At 68.7% G+C, this 18481-nt stretch carries 18 protein-coding genes; 1 reads left to right on the top strand and 17 read right to left on the bottom strand.

Annotation, left to right across the window (positions count from 1 at the left end):
- Positions 1-425: 425 nt before the first annotated feature.
- From ACTWQF_RS08050 to ACTWQF_RS08025, 6 genes are all read right to left on the bottom strand, one after another.
- Positions 426-1865: a phytoene desaturase family protein gene (locus ACTWQF_RS08050; RefSeq protein ID WP_443278464.1), complete on the bottom strand. Its 1440-nt coding sequence runs from the start codon at positions 1863-1865 to the stop codon at positions 426-428.
- A 136-nt stretch (positions 1866-2001) separates the two neighbouring features.
- Entirely contained in the window at positions 2002-2679 is a 678-nt protein-coding gene (locus ACTWQF_RS08045) for a 4'-phosphopantetheinyl transferase family protein (protein ID WP_443278463.1), read from the bottom strand.
- 43 nt (positions 2680-2722) lie between these two features.
- Positions 2723-4015: a cytochrome P450 gene (locus tag ACTWQF_RS08040; RefSeq protein ID WP_443278461.1), complete on the bottom strand. Its 1293-nt coding sequence runs from the start codon at positions 4013-4015 to the stop codon at positions 2723-2725.
- Positions 4016-4251: 236 nt separating this feature from the next.
- On the bottom strand, positions 4252-5808 hold the full coding sequence (locus ACTWQF_RS08035) for an FAD-dependent monooxygenase (RefSeq protein ID WP_443278460.1): 1557 nt from the start codon (positions 5806-5808) through the stop codon (positions 4252-4254).
- A 461-nt stretch (positions 5809-6269) separates the two neighbouring features.
- Positions 6270-7145, bottom strand: a complete 876-nt coding sequence (locus ACTWQF_RS08030) for a 3-hydroxyacyl-CoA dehydrogenase family protein (RefSeq protein WP_443278459.1) — start codon at positions 7143-7145, stop codon at positions 6270-6272.
- A gap of 47 nt (positions 7146-7192) precedes the next feature.
- Positions 7193-7348 (bottom strand): hypothetical protein, encoded by a 156-nt coding sequence (locus ACTWQF_RS08025; protein ID WP_443278458.1) that lies wholly within the window; start codon positions 7346-7348, stop codon positions 7193-7195.
- A gap of 287 nt (positions 7349-7635) precedes the next feature.
- Between ACTWQF_RS08025 and ACTWQF_RS08020 the strand changes: the two genes are divergently transcribed.
- Complete coding sequence (locus ACTWQF_RS08020) at positions 7636-10710, top strand: lantibiotic dehydratase (protein WP_443278457.1); 3075 nt, start codon at positions 7636-7638, stop codon at positions 10708-10710.
- 3 nt (positions 10711-10713) lie between these two features.
- Here ACTWQF_RS08020 and ACTWQF_RS08015 read toward each other — a convergent pair whose 3' ends face one another.
- The 11 genes from ACTWQF_RS08015 to ACTWQF_RS07965 all read right to left on the bottom strand — a co-directional run bounded on the left by ACTWQF_RS08015 (position 10714) and on the right by ACTWQF_RS07965 (position 18444).
- The gene (locus ACTWQF_RS08015; protein WP_443278456.1) at positions 10714-12312 is read right to left on the bottom strand and encodes an AMP-binding protein; all 1599 of its coding nucleotides are present in this window, start codon (positions 12310-12312) and stop codon (positions 10714-10716) included.
- A gap of 87 nt (positions 12313-12399) precedes the next feature.
- Positions 12400-13104: a 2-hydroxychromene-2-carboxylate isomerase gene (locus ACTWQF_RS08010; protein WP_443278455.1), complete on the bottom strand. Its 705-nt coding sequence runs from the start codon at positions 13102-13104 to the stop codon at positions 12400-12402.
- A 15-nt stretch (positions 13105-13119) separates the two neighbouring features.
- Positions 13120-13863: a 3-oxoacyl-ACP reductase FabG gene (gene fabG / locus ACTWQF_RS08005; protein ID WP_443278454.1), complete on the bottom strand. Its 744-nt coding sequence runs from the start codon at positions 13861-13863 to the stop codon at positions 13120-13122.
- The gene (locus ACTWQF_RS08000) at positions 13860-14390 is read right to left on the bottom strand and encodes a 3-hydroxyacyl-ACP dehydratase FabZ family protein (protein ID WP_443278453.1); all 531 of its coding nucleotides are present in this window, start codon (positions 14388-14390) and stop codon (positions 13860-13862) included. The genes fabG and ACTWQF_RS08000 overlap by 4 nt, the downstream gene beginning before the upstream one ends.
- Positions 14387-14776, bottom strand: a complete 390-nt coding sequence (locus ACTWQF_RS07995) for a 3-hydroxyacyl-ACP dehydratase FabZ family protein (RefSeq protein WP_443278452.1) — start codon at positions 14774-14776, stop codon at positions 14387-14389. The genes ACTWQF_RS08000 and ACTWQF_RS07995 overlap by 4 nt, the downstream gene beginning before the upstream one ends.
- Positions 14776-15036 (bottom strand): acyl carrier protein, encoded by a 261-nt coding sequence (locus ACTWQF_RS07990; RefSeq protein ID WP_443278451.1) that lies wholly within the window; start codon positions 15034-15036, stop codon positions 14776-14778. The genes ACTWQF_RS07995 and ACTWQF_RS07990 overlap by 1 nt, the downstream gene beginning before the upstream one ends.
- Positions 15037-15087: 51 nt before the next feature.
- Positions 15088-16248: a beta-ketoacyl synthase N-terminal-like domain-containing protein gene (locus ACTWQF_RS07985; RefSeq protein ID WP_443278450.1), complete on the bottom strand. Its 1161-nt coding sequence runs from the start codon at positions 16246-16248 to the stop codon at positions 15088-15090.
- Between the two features lie 33 nt (positions 16249-16281).
- Positions 16282-16677 (bottom strand): hypothetical protein, encoded by a 396-nt coding sequence (locus ACTWQF_RS07980; RefSeq protein ID WP_443278449.1) that lies wholly within the window; start codon positions 16675-16677, stop codon positions 16282-16284.
- Positions 16678-16680: 3 nt separating this feature from the next.
- Positions 16681-17061, bottom strand: a complete 381-nt coding sequence (locus ACTWQF_RS07975) for a hypothetical protein (protein WP_443278448.1) — start codon at positions 17059-17061, stop codon at positions 16681-16683.
- A 28-nt stretch (positions 17062-17089) separates the two neighbouring features.
- A complete protein-coding gene (locus ACTWQF_RS07970; protein WP_443278447.1) occupies positions 17090-17416 on the bottom strand; it encodes a hypothetical protein in 327 nt (108 codons plus the stop codon).
- The gene (locus ACTWQF_RS07965; RefSeq protein WP_443278446.1) at positions 17413-18444 is read right to left on the bottom strand and encodes a hypothetical protein; all 1032 of its coding nucleotides are present in this window, start codon (positions 18442-18444) and stop codon (positions 17413-17415) included. Before ACTWQF_RS07965 ends, ACTWQF_RS07970 begins: the two co-directional genes overlap by 4 nt.
- Between the last annotated feature and the right edge of the window lie 37 nt (positions 18445-18481).

The following is an 18481-nucleotide window of genomic DNA, read 5'->3' as shown; positions in this document are numbered from 1 at the left end:
GCGCACTCCTTCAGCGAATCGTGAGGGACCGGAGGAAACTCGGAGACGCCCCGGAACCCGGACAACGGCGCGGCGAATCTCAAGGCCCTTCAGGTTCAGCCTCGACCGCCGGGCGACCCGCCGCCCCACCACGACCACCGCCCCACCAACTCCTGAAGCTCTTCCGGGTCGGAAGGGGCGAGCGAAGAACACCGTCGGCGGAAATTGCGATTCCCGGGCTCGACGGTTGTCGACGCTACGCATCGTGCGACCCGCCGCACAAGGTTCACGGCCACAAGCTGCCACCGGCCGTCTGCAAAAGGCGGACGCGGACCGCAACAGGCCATTTCACCGGTCTCGACACGCTTGGCCGGTGGAAGAGCAGAGTGCTGTCCGCATCGGGATGTACCGCCGCGCGGCGGAGCTCGCCCCCACGTCAATCGACGTCAGCGAAAGGAGAGTTTCTCCTCGTCGGCTTCGAGGAAGCGTAGGGCGGAGCGTGCCGCATGGTGGCCGCACATTCCGTGCACCCCGGCGCCGGGCGGCGTAGCGGCCGAACAGAGATAGACCCCCGGCACGCCGGTGCTGTAAGGATCGAGTGCTGGACGTGGGCGCAGTGCTACCTGGAGGGAGTTGTTCGCGCCTGTCAGGATGTCACCGCCGACGAAGTTGGCGTTGCCATGCGCCAGTTCGGCCGGAGAGCGTACGGTCGTCGCGAGGACCCGCTCCCGTACCCCCGGCGCGAACCTCTCGATCTGCCTCATCACCGATTCGGTCGCGTCACCGCGGTATCCATGGGGCACATGGGCGTAAGCGTCCACCGGATGCACGTTGCCGTGGGAACGACCGGCGTCGGCGAGGTACTGCTGGGCGAGCAGCACGAACGGACGCTCAGGCATCCTCCCGCGCGCGATCTGTGCCTCGGAATGCCGGATCTCCTCCAGCGTGCCCCCCAGATGCACGGTCCCCGCGCTCCGGCATGCCTCCGCGGTCCACGGAACACCGCCCTCCACCGCCAGATGGACCGCAAAAGCCGCCGGCCCATGCCGCCACCGCGCGTAGCCGAACCGCACCCTGGGGGGCAGTCGGTCGCCGAACAGCGCGGCGACTGCACGCGGGGCGAGGTCGAGCATGACGACGTCACTTCGCGGCAACTGGGCCGGAGACGTGATGCGTGCGTCCGTTTCGATGGTGCCCCCGAGACTGCGGAGGAGGGAGGCCAGCGCGTCCGTCACCGACCGGCTGCCGCCCCGGGCCACCGGCCATCCCACGCGGTGCCCCGCCACAATGTGGAACAGCCCCACCGACGAACTCATCGGTCGGTCCAGCCGCGTCAGCAGGTGGGCCGCCGCGCCGGCAAACAGAGCACGGGCCTTCTCAGTCCGCCAGCGGCGCGCCAGGAGGGCCGCCGGCTGCGCAGCGAACCATCCGAACCGTGCGTAGGAGAGCGGACGTGCGGGCACGCGGATGACGGGCCCCATCACGTCTCGCGCCAAGGCGTCGAAGGATCCGGCCAAGGGACCGAACAGCGCGCGCCAGGCGGGGCCGTCCCGCCCGAGCTCGTCGGCCGTCCGGGCGAGAGCACGCCACATCACACCGGCATCGCCGCAGTCCAGCGGATGGGCCAGATCAGCATCCGGCCATGCCCACTCCAGACCGTGTCGCTCCATCGCGAGCGAGCGGAAGAACGGGGAGCCGGCGCCGGTGGGGTGTACGGCGGCGCAGTGGTCGTGCAGCAGCCCGGGCAGGGTCAGCGCCCCACTGCGGGTCCCGCCGCCGATCTCGCGCTCGGCCTCCAGAACGGTCACCTTCACCCCGCGCCGAGCGAGGGTCACGGCCGCGGCCAGCCCGTTGGGGCCCGCGCCCACGACGACGGCGTCGGTCATGAACATCCCCTCGTCGCACCAGAAATCCGCGCCCCGCCCCGGCGGACGGTATCTGCTCTCGGGACTCCCGAGCGAGTACGGGGGAACGCCCGCGTGTCCCCGGCAGCCGTCCGCCGCCACCGTACGCCCTGCATACTCAGTGCGGTCCTGTCAGCGCAACTGCCGTCAGCACGAAGCCCCGTTCCACCGTCCAGCGCCCGGAGAAGGTGTCGTGACGCCGTCCGCCCACGTCGGGCCCGGACACCAGCAGCCGCGCCGAGAAAGTGCCTGCTTCGGGGTCGAATTCGAGTTCTGCCTCATTGAAGCCGAGCTCGCGTCGCTTCAGCGGATACCAGGCTTTGAAGACCGACTCCTTGGCGCTGAACAGCAAGCGGTCCCAGTGCGCGTCCGGGCGGCACCGGGACAGTTGACAGAGCCGGACTCTCTCGCGCGGACGCGAGACGAACTCCAACACTCCTGAGGACACCGGCATATTGGGTTCCGCGTCGATACCCAGTGACACGGCAACCTCCGTACGGGCCACGGCGGCTGCGCGGAAGCCTGCGCAATGGGTCATGCTGCCGACCACTCCGTCAGGCCAGGTGATCGCGCCCCGCTCCCCTGCCACGAGGACGGCAGGCGGCACTCCCAGCCGGTGCAGCGCGCGCCGCGCGCAAAGTCGTACGGTGGTGAACTCCGCTCTGCGGGCTGCCGTGGCGTCCGCGATCGCTGCCGACTCCTCGGGAAAGAGCCCGCCGAGGTCGTCCTCCTCCGGTGTGAGGTCGCCGAACGCGCTCACGGTCGCAACGCCTTCCGGCAGCAGGGCCCCGATCACGCGACGCGCTCCGCGGCGACGCACCTCGAGCCCCAGCTCCCGTTCATCGTGGAATGACCCGGCACCTGATCGGTCCCTCGGTTTGGAGGAGCATCTTCTGGACGAGCCGAACTTCGGTGTCCACCGCTTCCAGTTCGTACTTCTGAAGGATCGCGGAGACGGCGAGAACGCTCTCCAGCATCCCGAAGTACTGGCCGATGCAGGCACGGGGGCCGCCACCGAAGGGGAACCACGCGTAGCGTGGCCGGTCGGCTTCCTCCCCGGGCGCGAACCGCTCAGGCGCGAAGACCTCGGGGTCCTTCCAGTAGGCCGGGTGCCGGTGGGTCACCCACGGGCTGAGGAAAACGGTCGCCCCAGCGGGAATCAGGTGGCCGGCAATCTCGATATCCGCCGTTGACCGCCTCGTGATGCCTGGGGCCGAGGGATACAGCCGCATGGCCTCCTTGAGCACCATCTGGACGTACTCGAGCCGGTCGAAGTCCTCGACCCCGGGCGTACGTGACCCCAGCACCCGGTCGATCTCGTCCCGGGCACGCGCTTGCACGTCCGGGGTGCGGGCGAGCAAATGCAGCGCGAACTTCGTCGCTGTCGCAGTGGTCTCATGTCCGGCGAGGAAGAAGACCAGCACCTGGTCCCGGACCTCCTCGCTGGAGAGCCGATCGCCGGTGCTGTCGTCTGCTTCCAGCAGGAGACCCAGGAGGTCGTTGTCGCTCCCCAGCGCGGCACGCTCACGGATGATCCGGTCGCACACGTCATACAGCTCTCGGCGCGCGGCCGTTGCTCTGCGGTTGGCCGGTGTGGGCCAGTTCCGCGGGATGGACAGCGGCGCAAAGGCCCGCCTGAGCATGTAGGCGCCCAGTACCGGAAAGCATCGGTCGACGACCTCGCCGGCCTCCTTGCTCGCGCCACCGAACAGCACGCGCATCGTGATGCGTTGCGTCAGCCGCGTCATTTCGTGTGCGATGTCGATGGTGCTGTGGTCCGGGTCCTTCCACTGGGCCAGCATGCGCAGCACCTCCTCGCACATCGTGTCGGCGTAGAGGTTGACTTTGCGGCGGGTGAACAGCGGCTGAATGAGCCGACGCTGGCGAACGTAATCATCGTCCTGGCTGGTCAAGAGGCCGTTCCCGAAGAGATTGCGGATCTCGTCGTAGAAGGAGTCCTCCTTACGGAATCCCACGGAGCGGGCCAGGAGTTGCTGGGCCCCCTCTGCCGAGAAGACCGCGAAAATCTCCTGCCGCAGGCCGGGCGGCCCGACGCTGAACCGCACGACGTCGCCATGGTCACGCCGAGCCCGTAGGTAGGTGGCCAGGGGATCGCGGCGAAGTGCGTTCATGGAACCAGTCAGCCGGGAGCCGTCAACCGTAGGAATTTCCCGGGTGTTTGTCATCAACGCTTCTCCCGTTGCGAACAATCGCGGAAACGCGGGCGGGCACCTGGTGTCGTCGTGGGTGACGGTCCGCGCGGGTGACGGTCCGGTAGGCGGGAGGTCTCCGCGGGCCGGGGCCCGCGGAGACCTCCCGGGTATGCGGCGTCCTCAACGAAGCTCGGCAGGACTGCCTGCGCGCCGCCTCACTTGTTCGTCCGGCCGTACCTCAGCATGCCTTCCAGCCACTGGTCGAGGCCCGGCGACTCGGGTTCACCACGCCATGCCAGGTGGCCGTCCGGACGTATCAGCCACACCTCACCGGCCACGGCGCGGTCCTTCTTGCTCGACGACTGAGCCGCCTTGCGTTCCAGGACCACGAAACGGTCATCGTCCAGGTGCTGCCGCACCACGTCGACGCAGGGATCGGCTCCGCCCTTCGGCACGAGCAGCACCCACCGGCCGTGGAACTGCTCGTACAACCGGGTACGGCTGCGGTCCGACGACCGCACGCATTCGAGGTCGCCCACGGTGTCGCCGGGCTGCGGTTTCGCGCCGAACCGAGAGCCGCCGCCCAGTGGTCCGCCCCGATAGGTCTCCCACAGCTTCGAATGCGAGAACGTGGTCAGCTGATCGAACCCGGGAGTCTTGACGATCGGTGCCACGACATGGTCGCGCAGGACGCGCACCAGCGGATTGCGCATCTTCTCGATCTGACTGGGTGCCGACTTGCCGAGGACTATTTCCTCCGCGATAGGACGCCGCTCGTCCTGGTACGTCTCCAGCAGTGCCTCGCCGGCCTTACCGTGGATGATGAGTGCGAGTTTCCAGGCGAGGTTCTCCGAGTCGCCCATTCCCGTGTGAATAGCAGGTCCGCCGAACGGGACGTGCGGGTGGGCCGCGTCACCGGCTACCAGCACTCGGCCTTCGCGGTAGTTCTCCACGATCCGGCCTTGCCCGGTGAATGTGAGCTTGGTCGTGGTGTCGAGGAACTCCACTCCGCCATAGGGGGAGCGTTCAGCCAGCACGGTGCGCACCCGGGAGACGATCTCGTCTTCGTCGGGCTTCTCCGTCCCCTGCTCCGGGTCGAGCGCCAGGATGCGCCACAGGTTGTTGGCCCCGTCGGGGTCGACCATGGGCATGACCCCGACCTTTCCGTCCGGGTGGAGCCAGCCTGTCAGTCCGTTCCGGTCGAGATCCCAGTTGACGTGCGCGTCGACCATCAGGTAGCGGCTGCTACGGCCGATGGAGCTGATGCCGGCCGCCTTTCGGACCATGCTGTCGGGCCCGTCACAGCCGACCAGCCAGCTCGCGCGAACCCGGTCACCGCTGCTCAGCACAGCGGTCACACTGTCCGCATCCTGTTCGATGTCGACCAGGACACTGCTCCACTCCACGGCTCCGTCGCGGTCGGCCCAGTACTCCCGCAGGGCTGCCTCGATCTTGCCCTGGTTGATGAGCATCGGCGGAGCCAGGTTGACCTTCCCCGGCGTGGTGTAGCGCAACCTGATCGGCTGCCGCCCCAAGTGAGCGGTGGCGTTGGTGAGCATGGGCGTCTCGTTGGGCAGATTCCCCAGCGAACCCATGCGCTGCATGACTTCGGACCCCGGGCCGTGTACCGAACTCGACAGCCGCTCAGGCGGCCCAGGAGCACGCTCCAGCAGGCGCACCGATACGCCCTGGAGGGACAGGTAGTTGGCGAGTGTCAAACCCGCGGGTCCGGCGCCGATTACCAGTACGTCTGTCGTTGCTTCACTGCTCATTCTCGCTCCAGGTAGTGATGCGTCGATACCTTGCGATGATGACCATTGGCGCAGTCGCCGGACATGCTCGATCAGCGATTAACGGAAGCCAGCGTCACGCATATGCTGCCCCACGATGCACATCGCGTCACCCATTCCAGGAGAGCACTAGTGGCCTGTCCTAAAGGTGCAACCGCTGAATTCGAGCACGCCCATGGATCCGGCCGAACTACGGTGGAGGTTGGTGCCTGCTTCCTTTTTGCGAGCAGCTCGCGGCGTCGCTTCGACGACGCGGACGCGGTTCCGTTCCGGGCGCCCGCGTAAGCGAAGCCGCGGAGAGCCGTGTGAGGGCGGTATCCGGCGGATATTGCCGGTCACTCCCGTGTTCTGGCTAGGGGGTTGCCCCTTCCCGGCCGCAGCAGGCTGCGGGTTCGTTATGGCTGTTCGCGCAGTTCCCCGCGCCCCTTCGGGGCGCGTCTCCCCTAGGGCAGCTCGATGCCGTTCTCGTCGTACCGGTAGAAACCGCGGCCCGACTTTCGGCCCAGTTCTCCTGCGGCGACCTTTGCGACCAACAGGTCGCAGGGCAGGCAGGAGGGGTCACCCGTGCGCTCGTGGAGGGTGTTGAGCGAGTCCACAAGGTTGTCCAGGCCGATGAGATCGGCGGTGCGAAGCGGACCGGTGGGGTGGCCCAGGCATCCTTGCATCAGGAGGTCTGCGGTGTGGGCGGTGGCTGTCCCCTCGGCAACGAGTCGCACAGCAGTGTTGATCATGGGGTGGAGGAGGCGGCTGGTGACGAAGCCGGGGGTGTCCCCCACGACGACCGGCCGGCGGCCCAGAGCCTCGAGGAGACGGTGAGCGGCCGTCAGGGTGCGCTCGGACGTGAGTGGTCCCGGAATGAACTCCACCATGGTGATGAGGTAGCTGGGGTTCATGAAGTGCGTGCCGACCAGGTCCTCGGCGCGCGGTATGCCATCGGCGAGTTCACCGATGGGGAAGCCCGAAGTGTTCGAGATCAGTGGTGTCCCTGGCCGGACCACCTCCGAGGCGCGTGTCAGGACTTTCCGCTTCACCTCGAGCACTTCGGTGACCGCTTCGATGACGGCCGTCGCGTCCTTGGCCTCGTCGAAGGACGTCGTGGTGGTGAGGGTGCCGGTGCGGCGTCCGGCCGGCAGCGCCTCCAGCAGCTGTGCGTGGCGTAGGTCCTGGGCGACCCGGGTGCGCGCCCGGTCCAGCGTGGCGTCATCGAGGTCGATGAGACATACGGGGATGCCGTGCCCGATGGCGGTAGCCGCGATGCTCGTGCCCATCACCCCGGCGCCGAGGACGGCCAGTGGGTGTGTGTACTGCTCGGATTCCATCGTTCCGTCCTCAGCGGGGGGGCCGATGAACAAACAGGGTCGGTCCCTCAGAAGCAGTTGCACCAACTGGGGCCGCCGGACGTGCCGGTCGGGGACAGGGGGCCGTCAAACGTCTCGACCGACTCGATGACCCTCACATCGATCCGGAAGTCATCTTCCGTGCGGTCTTCGGACTCGGCGAAGAGACCTTCAGGTATCAGCATGCTTTCTCCTGTATTTGGTCCGAGTTCAGCGAGGACGTGCGCAGGGGGCGGCCGGGAAAACGGGCACTCGGGAAACGTAACGTACGGTTGGGACGCAGGGACAGCGGATGGCAGCAAGGTGTCAGTTCCGGCGGCCGGGGAAAGTCGCCTGATTCACCTCCGTTCTCGGTATGGCATCTTGCGGTCACGGCCTCCTCTTGCGGCCGGCCCGTCTTCTCGAGACGCTTTCCGAAGGGGGCCGGAGGCATGGCAGTGTCCGCCGGAAACGCCAGGAGGAAAGACTTATCGTGCCTGCTTTTTCCGCGTTGGAAGCGGCATTGTTCCGGATGGCCACCGTAGCGGCACGCGATGACCAGGATTACCTCTACACGTCCTGGCAGGGGCGTGACATCGATGAAGCCGCCGACACCGATATAGCGGAGTACATCAACAGGATCGCCAGTGATCCGGTACTGGCAGAGGGCATCGCGCTCTCCAGTGAGGGGCTTTCCGGCTCCTTGAACCGGATTCGCCGCGGTGAACTGCCGAGCAGGAAGCGGCTCATGCGGACGGCGCTCTCGGTCACCAAGTACGCGATGAGGATCTCGGGGCGGCCGACTCCGTTCGGGATCTTTGCGGGGGTGGCCAAGGCCAGGGTCGGTGACGGCACACACGCCAAGTTGGGAACGGGTCACCAGAAGCGTGTACGGCCGGACGCGGGCTGGCTGACCGGAGCTGCCGAGGACCTGATCCTGTCCGGGGGAAGGCTGAGCGGATTCGCGGTGGCCCTCAACGATCTGTGCACGGAACACGGCAACGAACTGCTCTGTCCGTGGGCCAGAACCACCAGCGGCGGCAAGGGGAGGGTGAACCAGGTCTCGATCGTGCGGAGCGAGGCGGTCGACCGTATCTGCGCGCTCACCAGGACCGCCCGGGAGGTGTCCGAGGTGATCCGCTGCGTCGCCGGTTCGACGGAGCCGCCCGCATCACCGTCCGCTGTGGAGGAGTTGGTACGAACCCTGATCCGGAACGGCTTCCTGATCACGACGATGGTGCCGAGGAACATGGCCGGGCAGGCTCTGCGGACGGTCTTGGCAGGCTCCGCCGAGGACGTCGCCCTGCAGACCCACGCGGCCCTTGCGGAGTACGCCGCCACACCGGTCGGCCGGGGGCTTCCGCAGCTCACCAAGGTCTCCGGGCTCTTGCAGGACGTGCACCGGCACCCCCGTCAGGCCGTGCAGGCCGATCTGCTGCTGGACGCGGATATCCAGGTTCCGCGAACGGTGGGGACGTGCCTGGAGGAGTTTGCGGAAGCCATGTGGCGCATGGGTCCCCAGGAGAACGGTGCGCGCCATATGGACGACTACGCACGCGAGTTCACCGAACGCTACGGGATACAGGTCCCGGTGTCCGTCGTGGAGCTGATCGATCCCGTCCGCGGCCTGGGTTATCCGGCTGCCTACGAAGACGGTGGGGCACCTGAGCGGACGCCGCCCGGTACCGGCCGTGATGCCTTGTTGAACGAGCTGTACGTCCAGGCCGTCAGAACCGGTAGCCGGGAAGTATCGGTCACGGAGGAAGTCGTGAGCCGCTTCGAGTCCCTCCGCGAGGCTCCCGCTTCCGCCTCGCCGGCCTCGTTGGAGCTCTGCGTCCAGATCCTCTCGCACAGTACGGAGGATCTGGACCGCGGCGACTTCGAACTGCTCTTCTCCCGCTACACGGGGTCGCGGACGGCGGGCGCGACAGCGGGCCGTTTCGCCGACGCGTTGGGTATCGCGGACGAGTTGCAGCAGCTGATGGGCACCCACGGGGACGACGGGCCGCTGTACGTCCAGTTGGACTTCGATCCCAGCTACCCGGGTGCGCTCAACGTCGCTCAGGTTCCCCGGCTGCTGACCCATCGGATGCCCGTCGGTGTGCTCAGGGATGACGACGGTTCGGCCACTCTCGACTGGCGCACGCTGGCCGTCGTGTCGGACGGGAAAGCGCTGCGGCTCATCCACGGGGAGAGTGGCCGTGAGGTGGTGCCCGTCGCCCCACACGTCCTCGACCTCGAGCGCATCGCGCCGTGCATCGTCCGCTTCCTCGTCGACGTGTCGGCCGGTGGATTTCCCGCGTGGTCCACCTGGAGCTGGGGCCACTTGGAGAGCATGCCGTATCTGCCAAGGGTGCGTTACGGCAAAGTGATCGTGAAGCCGGCGCAGTGGAGGCCGTCGGAGAGGCTGCTGGACCCGAAGCTCGCCTGGGAGACATGGCGTGGGGAGCTGCGCCGCTGGCGGGCCGAGTGGGATGTACCCCGCCGCATCGACATTTCGCTCGGGGACGAGTACTGCTCGCTCGACCTGGACAACTCGCTTCACCAGGCGGTGCTGCGGCGTGAGATCCAGGGCCGCCGGGTCCGCATCAGCGAGAGCCTGACCGCCGACCCGTCGGTGTTCGGCTGGACGGACCTGCATGCTCATGAAGTCGTCGTCGGCCTCGCGCGGCGTGCGACGATCCAGCGCCCGGCCCCGGCCCTGATCAGCCGTGTCCCGGCATGCGCCCGCCCGGAGGCCCTGCCGGGCGGCGAGTGGCTGCACGGGAAGATCTACGCCCCGGAATGGGCCCATGACGAGCTGATCGCCGAAGCGCTGCCCGGACTCATCACGGAGGTCGCCGACTCCGTCGACCGGTGGTTCTTCATCCGCTATCGCGACCCGGATCCCCATCTCCGCCTGCGGATGCACGGACCGGAAGCTGAGTTGCACGGCCCCGTCCTCGGCGCCCTGCACGACGCGATGCGGCGCCTTCGCCGTGAGCGCCTGATACGCGACTTCGTGCTCGCCGGCTATGCCCCGGAAGTGCACCGATACGGCGGAGCGGGGCTGATGCCGCTGGCCGAGGAGGTCTTCGCGCAGGACAGCTGGTCGGCAATCTGCCAGCTCAGGTCCCGCAGGCGGGGCGGCATCGATTGCTCCCCCGAGATGCTCGCAGCAGCCAACTACGGCGTCCTCCTTGAAGCGCTGGGCGCTTGGCCCTGGTGGGAGTGGGTGGCACAGGCGTACCCGAAGAACGAGAAATCCAGGTCGTTCTACCGGGAGAACTCCACGGAGGCCATGCGGCTGATCCGTCCCGGGAACGTTCTGGGGTCGTTCCTGGATACCTGGGCAGTTCCCGGCATGCGGCCCGTCTGGACGGAGGCCGACGCTCTCCGCCGGTACGGAAGCGCGTTGCTCGGATCGGAACAGGAGCGGGTCACCGGCATCGCTCTGCGCGGACTGCTGCACATGCAGCACAACAGGCTGCTCGGCATCAATCCGGAACAGGAGGAGCGCAGTTACGGAATTCTGCGCGGTGTCGCCCGGCAGCACCTGGGTGAACTGCGTCACCGGCTGAAGGGGTGACGTCTATCCCACATCACCGTCAGCTGCCGCGTTCGCGCCCTCCGTCCGGGTACGCAGCCACTCCCGCAGCGCGGACTTGTCCACCTTTCCGCTGCCGCCCCGCGGGAGCCTCGGCAAGTGGTGAACGGCCGTAGGGAGCTTGTAGCGCGCCAGCCGGTCGCCGGCGAAGCCCCGCAGCTCCTGCAGGGTCGCCTTGCCGGGACCGTCCTGGCACAGGACCACGACCGGTGTCTCCTCCCACACGGGGTGCGGCGCGCCGAGCACGGCGACCTCCCGAACTCCCGGGTACTCGGCCAGAACGCGCTCGATCTCGGCGGGATAGACGTTCTCACCACCGCTGATGATGACGTCCTTCCGGCGGTCGACTATGTACAGCAGTCCGCCCTCGTCGCGCTGCCCGATGTCGCCGGAGCGGAACCAGCCCGCCTCGTCCTTCGCGAGCCGGGTGGCCTCCGGATCGTTCCAGTACTCACGGAACACGTTCGGGCCGCGCACGAGGAGTTCGGCGGGCCCCCCGGGCTCGGTGACCTCCCGGCCCGTGGCCGGGTCGACGAGTTTGATCTCTGTGTACGGCAGCGGATATCCGACCGAGTCGGGGTGGGTGTCGACCAGTTCGGCGGGCAGGCAGGCGGCCAGCGGAGCAGTCTCGGTGAGCCCCCACGCCTGCTGGAGGGTGAGGCCGCGGGCCGCGTAGTCGCGCACGAGCTGGGACGGCACGGGTGCTCCGCCGACGAGGGCGGTGCGCAGGCTGCACAGGTCGGCCTCCGCGAAGCCCGGGGAACGGGCGATGGCGGAGAACATGGCCGGCACAGCGATGACGTTCACCGCCCGGTGGGCGGCCAGGTCCGTGAGGGCCTGCTGCGCGTCGAAGGCCCGCCGGACCACGACCGTACCGCCGTGGACGAGGGTGCCCAGGGTGAATCCGGTCAGCCCCGCGACGTGGAACATGGGAGCGAGCACCAGCGCGGTGTCGCGCAGCCTTGACTCGATGACGGCTGTGGTGGCGACATCGTGCCACCACAGGTTTCCGTAGGTCAGGACCACTCCCTTGGGGCGTCCCGTGGTACCGGAGGTATAGATGATCAGCGCGGCGTCGTCGGGGCGCACGGTCGCGGGCGGGCGCCCCTGGTCGGGTACTGCGGCGGTGGACAGGTGCTGCCACGGGGCGGGAGCTTTCGCGGGCGAGGGGGCCCGCAGATCCGTGTCGACGAGGAGGTGCCGGCGCACGGGCAGGGTGGGGAGCACGGAGGCGAGGACATCCGTGTACTCGGCCTCTGCGAGAAGTGTGTGAGTGCCGGAGTCCCGGAGCAGTGCCGCCAACTCCGGCGGAGTGAGCCGGAAGTTCAGCGGCACGAAGATCGCCCCCAGGTGTGCTGCCGCCAGCGCGGTGCGCAGCAACAGTTCGCTGTTACGGCCGAGCCAGGCCACGCGGTCACCGGCGCGGACGCCTCCGTGTGCCAACACGTCGGCCAGGGACCGCACGTCGGCGGCGAACCGGCCGTAGTTGACCGGTATGTCCTCGTACCACACGGCCGTGGTGTCCCCGGATGTCCGGGCCCATCGGTCCACGGCCACGGCGGGGCTGAGGTTGATCTGATGCATCAGTCGGTCCACCTGTCTGAGTCGCTGCGACGGTAGGGCGGAAGGCGGCAGTAGGGCGGAAGGCGGCGGTAGAGCGGAAGGCGGCGGTCAGCCGCAGCCGCCGGCGTGGCCCTGGTCGCCGTCGGTGGCAAGGGCCATCTCCGGTGGCGGCGGGCCCGGATCGTGCGGCCGGGCGCCGAGCACGGACGCCACGAAGGCGTCCAGTCGGTCCAGGCCCCAGTACTTGTCGCGTCCATGAACGAAGAAGGGGACGCCGAACACCCCGTCCCGGTCGACCGCGAGCAGCGCTTCGACCCCGCGAGCGCGCAGACCGGAATCGTCGGCCGCCGTCGCCAGCCGGTCGGCGGGCAGACCGAGCCCGGCAGCCGCCTCAGCGACGACGGCACGGTCACAGATATCGCGGCCCTCCTCCCAACGCAGCTCGTAGAACCGCCGGATGAATTCCGGCCCGCGGCCCTCGTCCAGCGCGGCGAGGTACGCGAGGTGCGGCACCTCCCACACCGGTTCGCGGTCCACCGGCCACACCGGGGTGAGCCCGGCGTTGTGGGCGCAGCGCCGGACATCCTGAAGGATGTAGAGGTGCTTGGCCCGGGACATGTCGGTGTACGGGAAGCGGCCTCCGGCTTCGCGGAGCAGGGCGGCGCTGCGCGCATCGGGCTCGAAGAAGGGCCGCCACTCCACGGACGCCGCCACTTCGGGATGCTGTTCCGTCAGACGGCGGTACGCCAGCCAGGAGTAAGGACTGCGCAGGGAGAAGTAGAAGCGCGGGACGGCCTGCTGCGAGGAGGCCATGGAACACACCTTCTCTCAGAGGACGATGCCGCCGTCGATGTGGAGCACGCTGCCGGTCACATACGCGGCGGTGGACACGTAGGCGACCATGTCGGCCACCTCTTCCGGCGCACCGAAGCGGCCCAGCGGGATGCTCCCGACCGCGTCTTCCCGGGCACGGACGGGCAGGTCGGCGACCATGTCGGTCTCGATGAAGCCGGGGGCGATCACGTTGGCGCGTATGCCGTACGGTCCGACTTCCTTGGCGAGCGCCTTCGTGAAGCCGATGATCCCGGCCTTGGAGGCGCAGTAGTTGGTCTGCGAGGCGTGCCCGTGCACTCCGGCGACGGAAGAGATGTTCACCACGCAGCCGCGCCTGCGCTTCATCATCTCGAAGACCGCCGCACGGCAGATGTGATAGGTGCCGTCGAGGTTGGTCGCCAGGACTGTCCGCCAGTCCTCGTCGCTCATCGTCAGCAGCGGACCGTCGCGGACGATTCCGGCGGAGGTGACCACGAGGTCGAGCGGGCCGAGCTCCGCCTGCGCGCGCTTCACGAAGGAACCTGCTTCATCCGCCCGCGAGACATCGGCGCGGCAGGCAAGGGCGCGCCCTCCCGACTCGTCGACTTCCTTGGTCAGCGTGTTCGCGCCTGCCTGGTCCGAGGCGTAACAGAACGCCACGTCATGGCCGTCGGCCGCAAGCCGACGGACGACAGCCCGGCCGATGCCGCGCGTACCGCCTGTCACCAGGGCGACCGGACGCGGAGACGGTGCGGTCATGTGCGGCTCCTTTCCCGCCCGGCCGGGGCGACCGCTCCCGCCGGATCCGATGCCGGGCGGCGGGCGATCAGGACCTGGCCCACCTCCAGGACGGTGGCCCCGTTCACCCTGCTCTCCCCTTCGAAGGCGACGGTGTCCTCGAACGCTCGGGTCACCCGCGCCTGATGGACCACGGCGTCGCCGGGCCGGACGGTGCCGGTGAAGCGCACCCGCGACATCCCGGCGAACAGCAGGTCACCGGCGGCCGGGGTTTCCTGATGCGACTCCCCGGCGGCCATGAGGGCGGCCGCCGACTGGCACCACGACTCGAGGAGCAGTGCCGCGGGGTAGCTGTAGGCACCGTCGTCCGCATCGTCGGGAAGCCCCTCGTACCAGGGCTCGTCGCAGGTGATCGCCTTCAGCGCAGTCAGCCACTCCCCCGGTGTCATGTCCAGGATGCGGTCGATGAGCAGGACCGGATGGCGGTGCGGAAGCAGTTGCTTGATCCCGCCGGGTCCGATCTGAGGGCCGATCTGAGGGCTCCTCATGTGCTCCTCCCCTCGCGCAGGCTGATCCTGATTCGGGCGACGGTTCCATGGGCGGTCGAGACCTCGGCGGCGCACCGCCAGCCCTCCTCCCACCGTTGCCAGCTGAGATCGGCGGTGAGCCGGTCTCCAGGCAGGACAGGCTTGAAGAACCGCGCCTTCTCGACCGCGTCGAGCCGCCATGGGCGCTCCGGTTCCGGGACGACGGCCAACCCACCGCGATACACGAAGTCGAGGAGGCACACGCCCGGAAAGACACGAAAGCCCGGGTAGTGGCCCGCGAACACCGACTCCTCGGGGGAGACCGTCAGATGAACCTGCCGCGTGCCGCCGGACGCGGTGCCGACCTCCACGGCGCCCGCGACGGGGTGTCCCGGCAGCCGGGGCATCAGGCGGCCGCCAGCTTCGCGGTCAGCAGATCGTGGGTCTCGGAGAGTGTGCGGAGCATCTGGAGCTCGGACTCGTCGAACTTCACCCCGTACTTCTTCTCGAGCATCACGATGACTTCCAGGGCCAGCAAGGAGTCACCGCCCAGGTCCGCGGTGAACTGGGCGTCGTCCGTCACATCGGACGGATCGATGTCGAGTACGTCGGCCACGATGCGCCGCACTTCTTCGCGGTCCGGGACCTTCGTCTGCTTCTCGCGCATTGTGGAAAGCCTTTCGCCTGGTGGGGATGGGGAACCGGGCAGCCCGGCGGATCAATGTGCGCCCTGGCCGTCTCCTGGCAGGCGAAGCAGCGCCGCACCGACGACCCCGTCCGACTCGACGGAGGTGACCAGAACGGATCCCTCCACCGTCCTCGCCCCGGCCAGCGCCAGCACTGAGGTGATCTGAAAGGCCGCGGAGGCGGCGCAGGTGTCACCGATGGCCTCGGCGCAGCCGATGTCCCGGGGACGGTGGTCCCCGAAGACCTCCACGAGAGCGGCGCGTTCCGCGTCCCCCTCGCAACCGCGAGGCTGTGACCCGGCCACCGCTGTGACCGCGTCCGCTTCCACCCCGGTGCCCTCGAGAAGCCGTCGGACACATGCGACGAGGGCCGGCCGGATCTCCCGCTCGTCGCGGGCGAAGCCGAACTCCAGGCCGAGAGGGGTGGCAATGGTTCGCCGGCCGTGGGCTGCGGCATCCTCGGGATGCTCGAGCAGCCACATCGCCGCGCCCTCGCCGAGCACCCGGTCTGCGGGTACGCCGACCGCAGCCGCAGTGTCAGCGGTGTCCCGGCGGGCGGTGTCCCGGCGGGCGTGCCATTCCAGCCAGGCACGGGCGCGGGAGAACTCCTCGACCGCGCCACACAGCATGGCCGGGGCCCGGCCGGCCTTGCACAGCCGCAGCGCGTAACGCAGGGAGAGCAGGCCGGTGGCCCTGCCTCCGGCGACGGTCGCGTTGGGGCCCCTGAGCCGGTGCCAGATGGCCGACTGGCCGGCTGCACAGTTCATCACAGTGTTGGGGAACCGTGCCGGGTCCACCAGATAGGGGCGGGAACTGGTGAGCGAGTCCCTGGTGAAGTCCATCATGCTCTGCGCACTTCCCATGCTGGTGCCCAGAGCGAGGCCGGTGCTGTCCCCCACTCCGTCCAGGCGCTCTTCCGAGTCGTCCGTCAGGAGCTGTCCGACCGCGGAGACGGCCATGCCGGTGATCCGGTCCATCGAGCGTGTCCCCTTGCGGCCGAGCACGGCCCGTACGTCGAAGTCCGGGACGAGGCCGGCCGCGTGGAAGGGCACGTCCCACTCTTCGGGGTCCAGGGGGGCCACAGCGCGACGGCCGGAGGTCAGTCCGGCCGTGAACGCGTCGCGGTGCAGGCCCCAAGGGGATACGGCCGACCAGGCGGAGATCACGGGGCTGCCGGTGGTTGCGGGGGTCATACCGGTGCGCTCCTCCTTCGATGTACCGGGCATTCAGAAGAACCAGATCCGTCGATACGTGGGCCAACGGGCCGTGACGGCGTGCCGGGCGACGGTGCGCACGCCGGGCAGGAGCCGCTCGCGGGCGCCGGGGCCGAGCGCGGCGAGGTCCGGTTCCTCGACCCACACTGCGGCGCCGTCCTCGATCAGCCTGTGCAGCGAGCGCTGTGGGTGGGGCAGGGTGTCGAGCTTCCGGGCCGCGATCCTCAGGGCGGGCCGGAATCCGGTGCGTACGGCGAAGCTCGCGGCGAGACCGCGGAGCAGGACGTCGACGCCGCCGCTCTGCCGGTGCAGTTCCCGGGCGAAGTAGAGCGTGTTCGCGAACTGTGACTCCACCGCGCCCCGGTGGGCCCGCTCGATGACGAGGAGGGTGTTGCCCGTGCTGTCCACCGTTCAGCACACCCCCATGGCCAGGACCTTCTCCGAAGCCTCCACATGCGCCCAGAACCGGGCCGGGGGCCGCTCACGCACCTCGGATATCTGTTCCCCGGCTCCGCGGTCCGCGCAGCAGAAGCGGCAGGCATACCAGTACAGGGCGTCCGGATGGGCGGCCAGCAACTCGCGGACGAGCAGGGCGGTCGAGGGGTGGTCGGCATCCGGGTCCGTGAGGTCGAGCGGCTTGCTGTCGCCGAGCGCAGTGCTGGTCAGCGTGGTGGCATCGCCGCAAGTCCAGATCTGGACCTTGGCGCCGCGGTCGAGGAGCGCCTGGGTGAGCCGCAGTGCGCTGGTGACCAGCTCGGTCTGGTGCGGTGCGCCGAGCAGTTTTATCAGCACGTCTGTCCGTGGAACCCGCCATGCCATCTCAGTGCCACACCGCCTGCACGCCCGCTCGCATCAGTCGTTCCGCCACGTCCTCCATCCCGACGACCCGCGCGCCGCTGACCACGTCCTCGGGGGCCACGCCGCGCTGGTGCAGGCTGAAGGCGTCCGCCCACAGCTCGCCTCCGAGCCGGAGATAGTCCTCGACTCCAGGCGTCAGCGCGGGAACCGAGCCGACCACTCCGTCCTCGATGAGCAGCAGGGCGACATCGGCGCCTTCGCGCAGCAGGCGGCACGCATCGCCCACGAACCGTTCGGCACTGCACCCGAACTGCGGTCCGCTGCTCTCGATCAGCAGAAACTCGTTCATGAGCGAAGCCCGTCTGCCCGTACGGGGCCGCTGAGGGCACGTACGACACGGTCGTCGAACTCGACGAGGCTCCAGTCCCGACGGCTGTCGATGACGGCGTAGCCGTGCGTGATCCGGCCCGCCGCGGTTCGCACCAGGTGTCCTTCGCGGAGGGCGTAGCACTCCATGCGGGCGGTGTACGTCAGATTCTTGAAGACCTCCTCAACGGTGTAGACCGTGTAGAGGTCCTCTTCCATCAGCACTTCGTCGAGGATCTGGATCCGCGAGTGCGGCACGACGGGAATCCAGCGCCGGTCTTCGAGGAGCTGCCTGATGGAGATATCCCGGTCCGCGAGGAAGAGATCGACGACCTCCTCCATCAGGCGCAGATACCCGGACATCTGGAGCCGCTCGCTGAAGTGGCAGTACGGATAGGGGATGCGCCACTTCCAGCCGAAGGCGTTCTCCCCCGCGGTGAGCTGCTCCAGCAGACCGTCGCCCGCATGCGGACCCTGCCCGGTGACGGGCGCGGTCCCGACGGACTGGGCGGCGTGACCGCCGGGGCCGGGTGCGGACTCGTGCCGGCCCAGGACCGGGACGGTGTAGGGCATGAGGGGGGAAGGCGGCTGCGCGTACGCGCCGGGTCCTTCGGCTGTCCGAAGGGAGACCCGCACCGTGGAGGTGGCCGCCTTGACGCGCCGGCCGTCGCGCTCCAGGGTCAGCGTGACGCGGAATCGGAGGGTCGTGTCGCCCTCCCGCGTCGCGGGCACGACCTCGGCGTCCACGGAGTCGTCCATGTGGAGGGCGTGCAGGATACGGGTGTCCAGGTCGACGAGGTCGACACCGAGGCCGTGCTCCTCGTAGAGGCCGCGAGCGGGGAGTCCGGCACAGCGGAAGTGCTCCAGGACCGCTTCCTCGACCAGGTAGTTGACGTGCTTGAACCCGATCCAGGTGCAGATGTTGGAGCCCTCGTAACGTGGGCGCAGCTGCACCCTGGTGCTCTCGGTCAGCAGATGCTTGGCCGCTACCGGCAGGGCTTCCGTGGTCATGGGCTTCACTCCGGGTCCAGGTGGGAGGAGGGCTGTG

It is taken from the genome of Streptomyces sp. 8N114 (assembly GCF_052245835.1).
In the GTDB taxonomy this organism is placed as follows: Bacteria; Actinomycetota; Actinomycetes; order Streptomycetales; family Streptomycetaceae; genus Streptomyces.
This window is presented reverse-complemented; position numbering and strand designations above follow the sequence as displayed.

Coding starts and splice junctions, on each gene's coding strand:
- ACTWQF_RS08030 (WP_443278459.1), bottom strand. CDS start 7,145: ATGGAATCCGAGCAGTACACACACCCACTGGCCGTCCTCGGCGCCGGG.
- ACTWQF_RS07970 (WP_443278447.1), bottom strand. CDS start 17,416: ATGAACGAGTTTCTGCTGATCGAGAGCAGCGGACCGCAGTTCGGGTGC.
- fabG (WP_443278454.1), bottom strand. CDS start 13,863: ATGACCGCACCGTCTCCGCGTCCGGTCGCCCTGGTGACAGGCGGTACG.
- ACTWQF_RS08000 (WP_443278453.1), bottom strand. CDS start 14,390: ATGAGGAGCCCTCAGATCGGCCCTCAGATCGGACCCGGCGGGATCAAG.
- ACTWQF_RS08050 (WP_443278464.1), bottom strand. CDS start 1,865: ATGACCGACGCCGTCGTCGTGGGCGCGGGCCCCAACGGGCTGGCCGCG.
- ACTWQF_RS08040 (WP_443278461.1), bottom strand. CDS start 4,015: ATGAACGCACTTCGCCGCGATCCCCTGGCCACCTACCTACGGGCTCGG.
- ACTWQF_RS07990 (WP_443278451.1), bottom strand. CDS start 15,036: ATGCGCGAGAAGCAGACGAAGGTCCCGGACCGCGAAGAAGTGCGGCGC.
- ACTWQF_RS08035 (WP_443278460.1), bottom strand. CDS start 5,808: ATGAGCAGTGAAGCAACGACAGACGTACTGGTAATCGGCGCCGGACCC.
- ACTWQF_RS08010 (WP_443278455.1), bottom strand. CDS start 13,104: ATGGCCTCCTCGCAGCAGGCCGTCCCGCGCTTCTACTTCTCCCTGCGC.
- ACTWQF_RS08025 (WP_443278458.1), bottom strand. CDS start 7,348: ATGCTGATACCTGAAGGTCTCTTCGCCGAGTCCGAAGACCGCACGGAA.
- ACTWQF_RS07965 (WP_443278446.1), bottom strand. CDS start 18,444: ATGACCACGGAAGCCCTGCCGGTAGCGGCCAAGCATCTGCTGACCGAG.
- ACTWQF_RS07995 (WP_443278452.1), bottom strand. CDS start 14,776: ATGCCCCGGCTGCCGGGACACCCCGTCGCGGGCGCCGTGGAGGTCGGC.
- ACTWQF_RS08015 (WP_443278456.1), bottom strand. CDS start 12,312: ATGCATCAGATCAACCTCAGCCCCGCCGTGGCCGTGGACCGATGGGCC.
- ACTWQF_RS07985 (WP_443278450.1), bottom strand. CDS start 16,248: ATGACCCCCGCAACCACCGGCAGCCCCGTGATCTCCGCCTGGTCGGCC.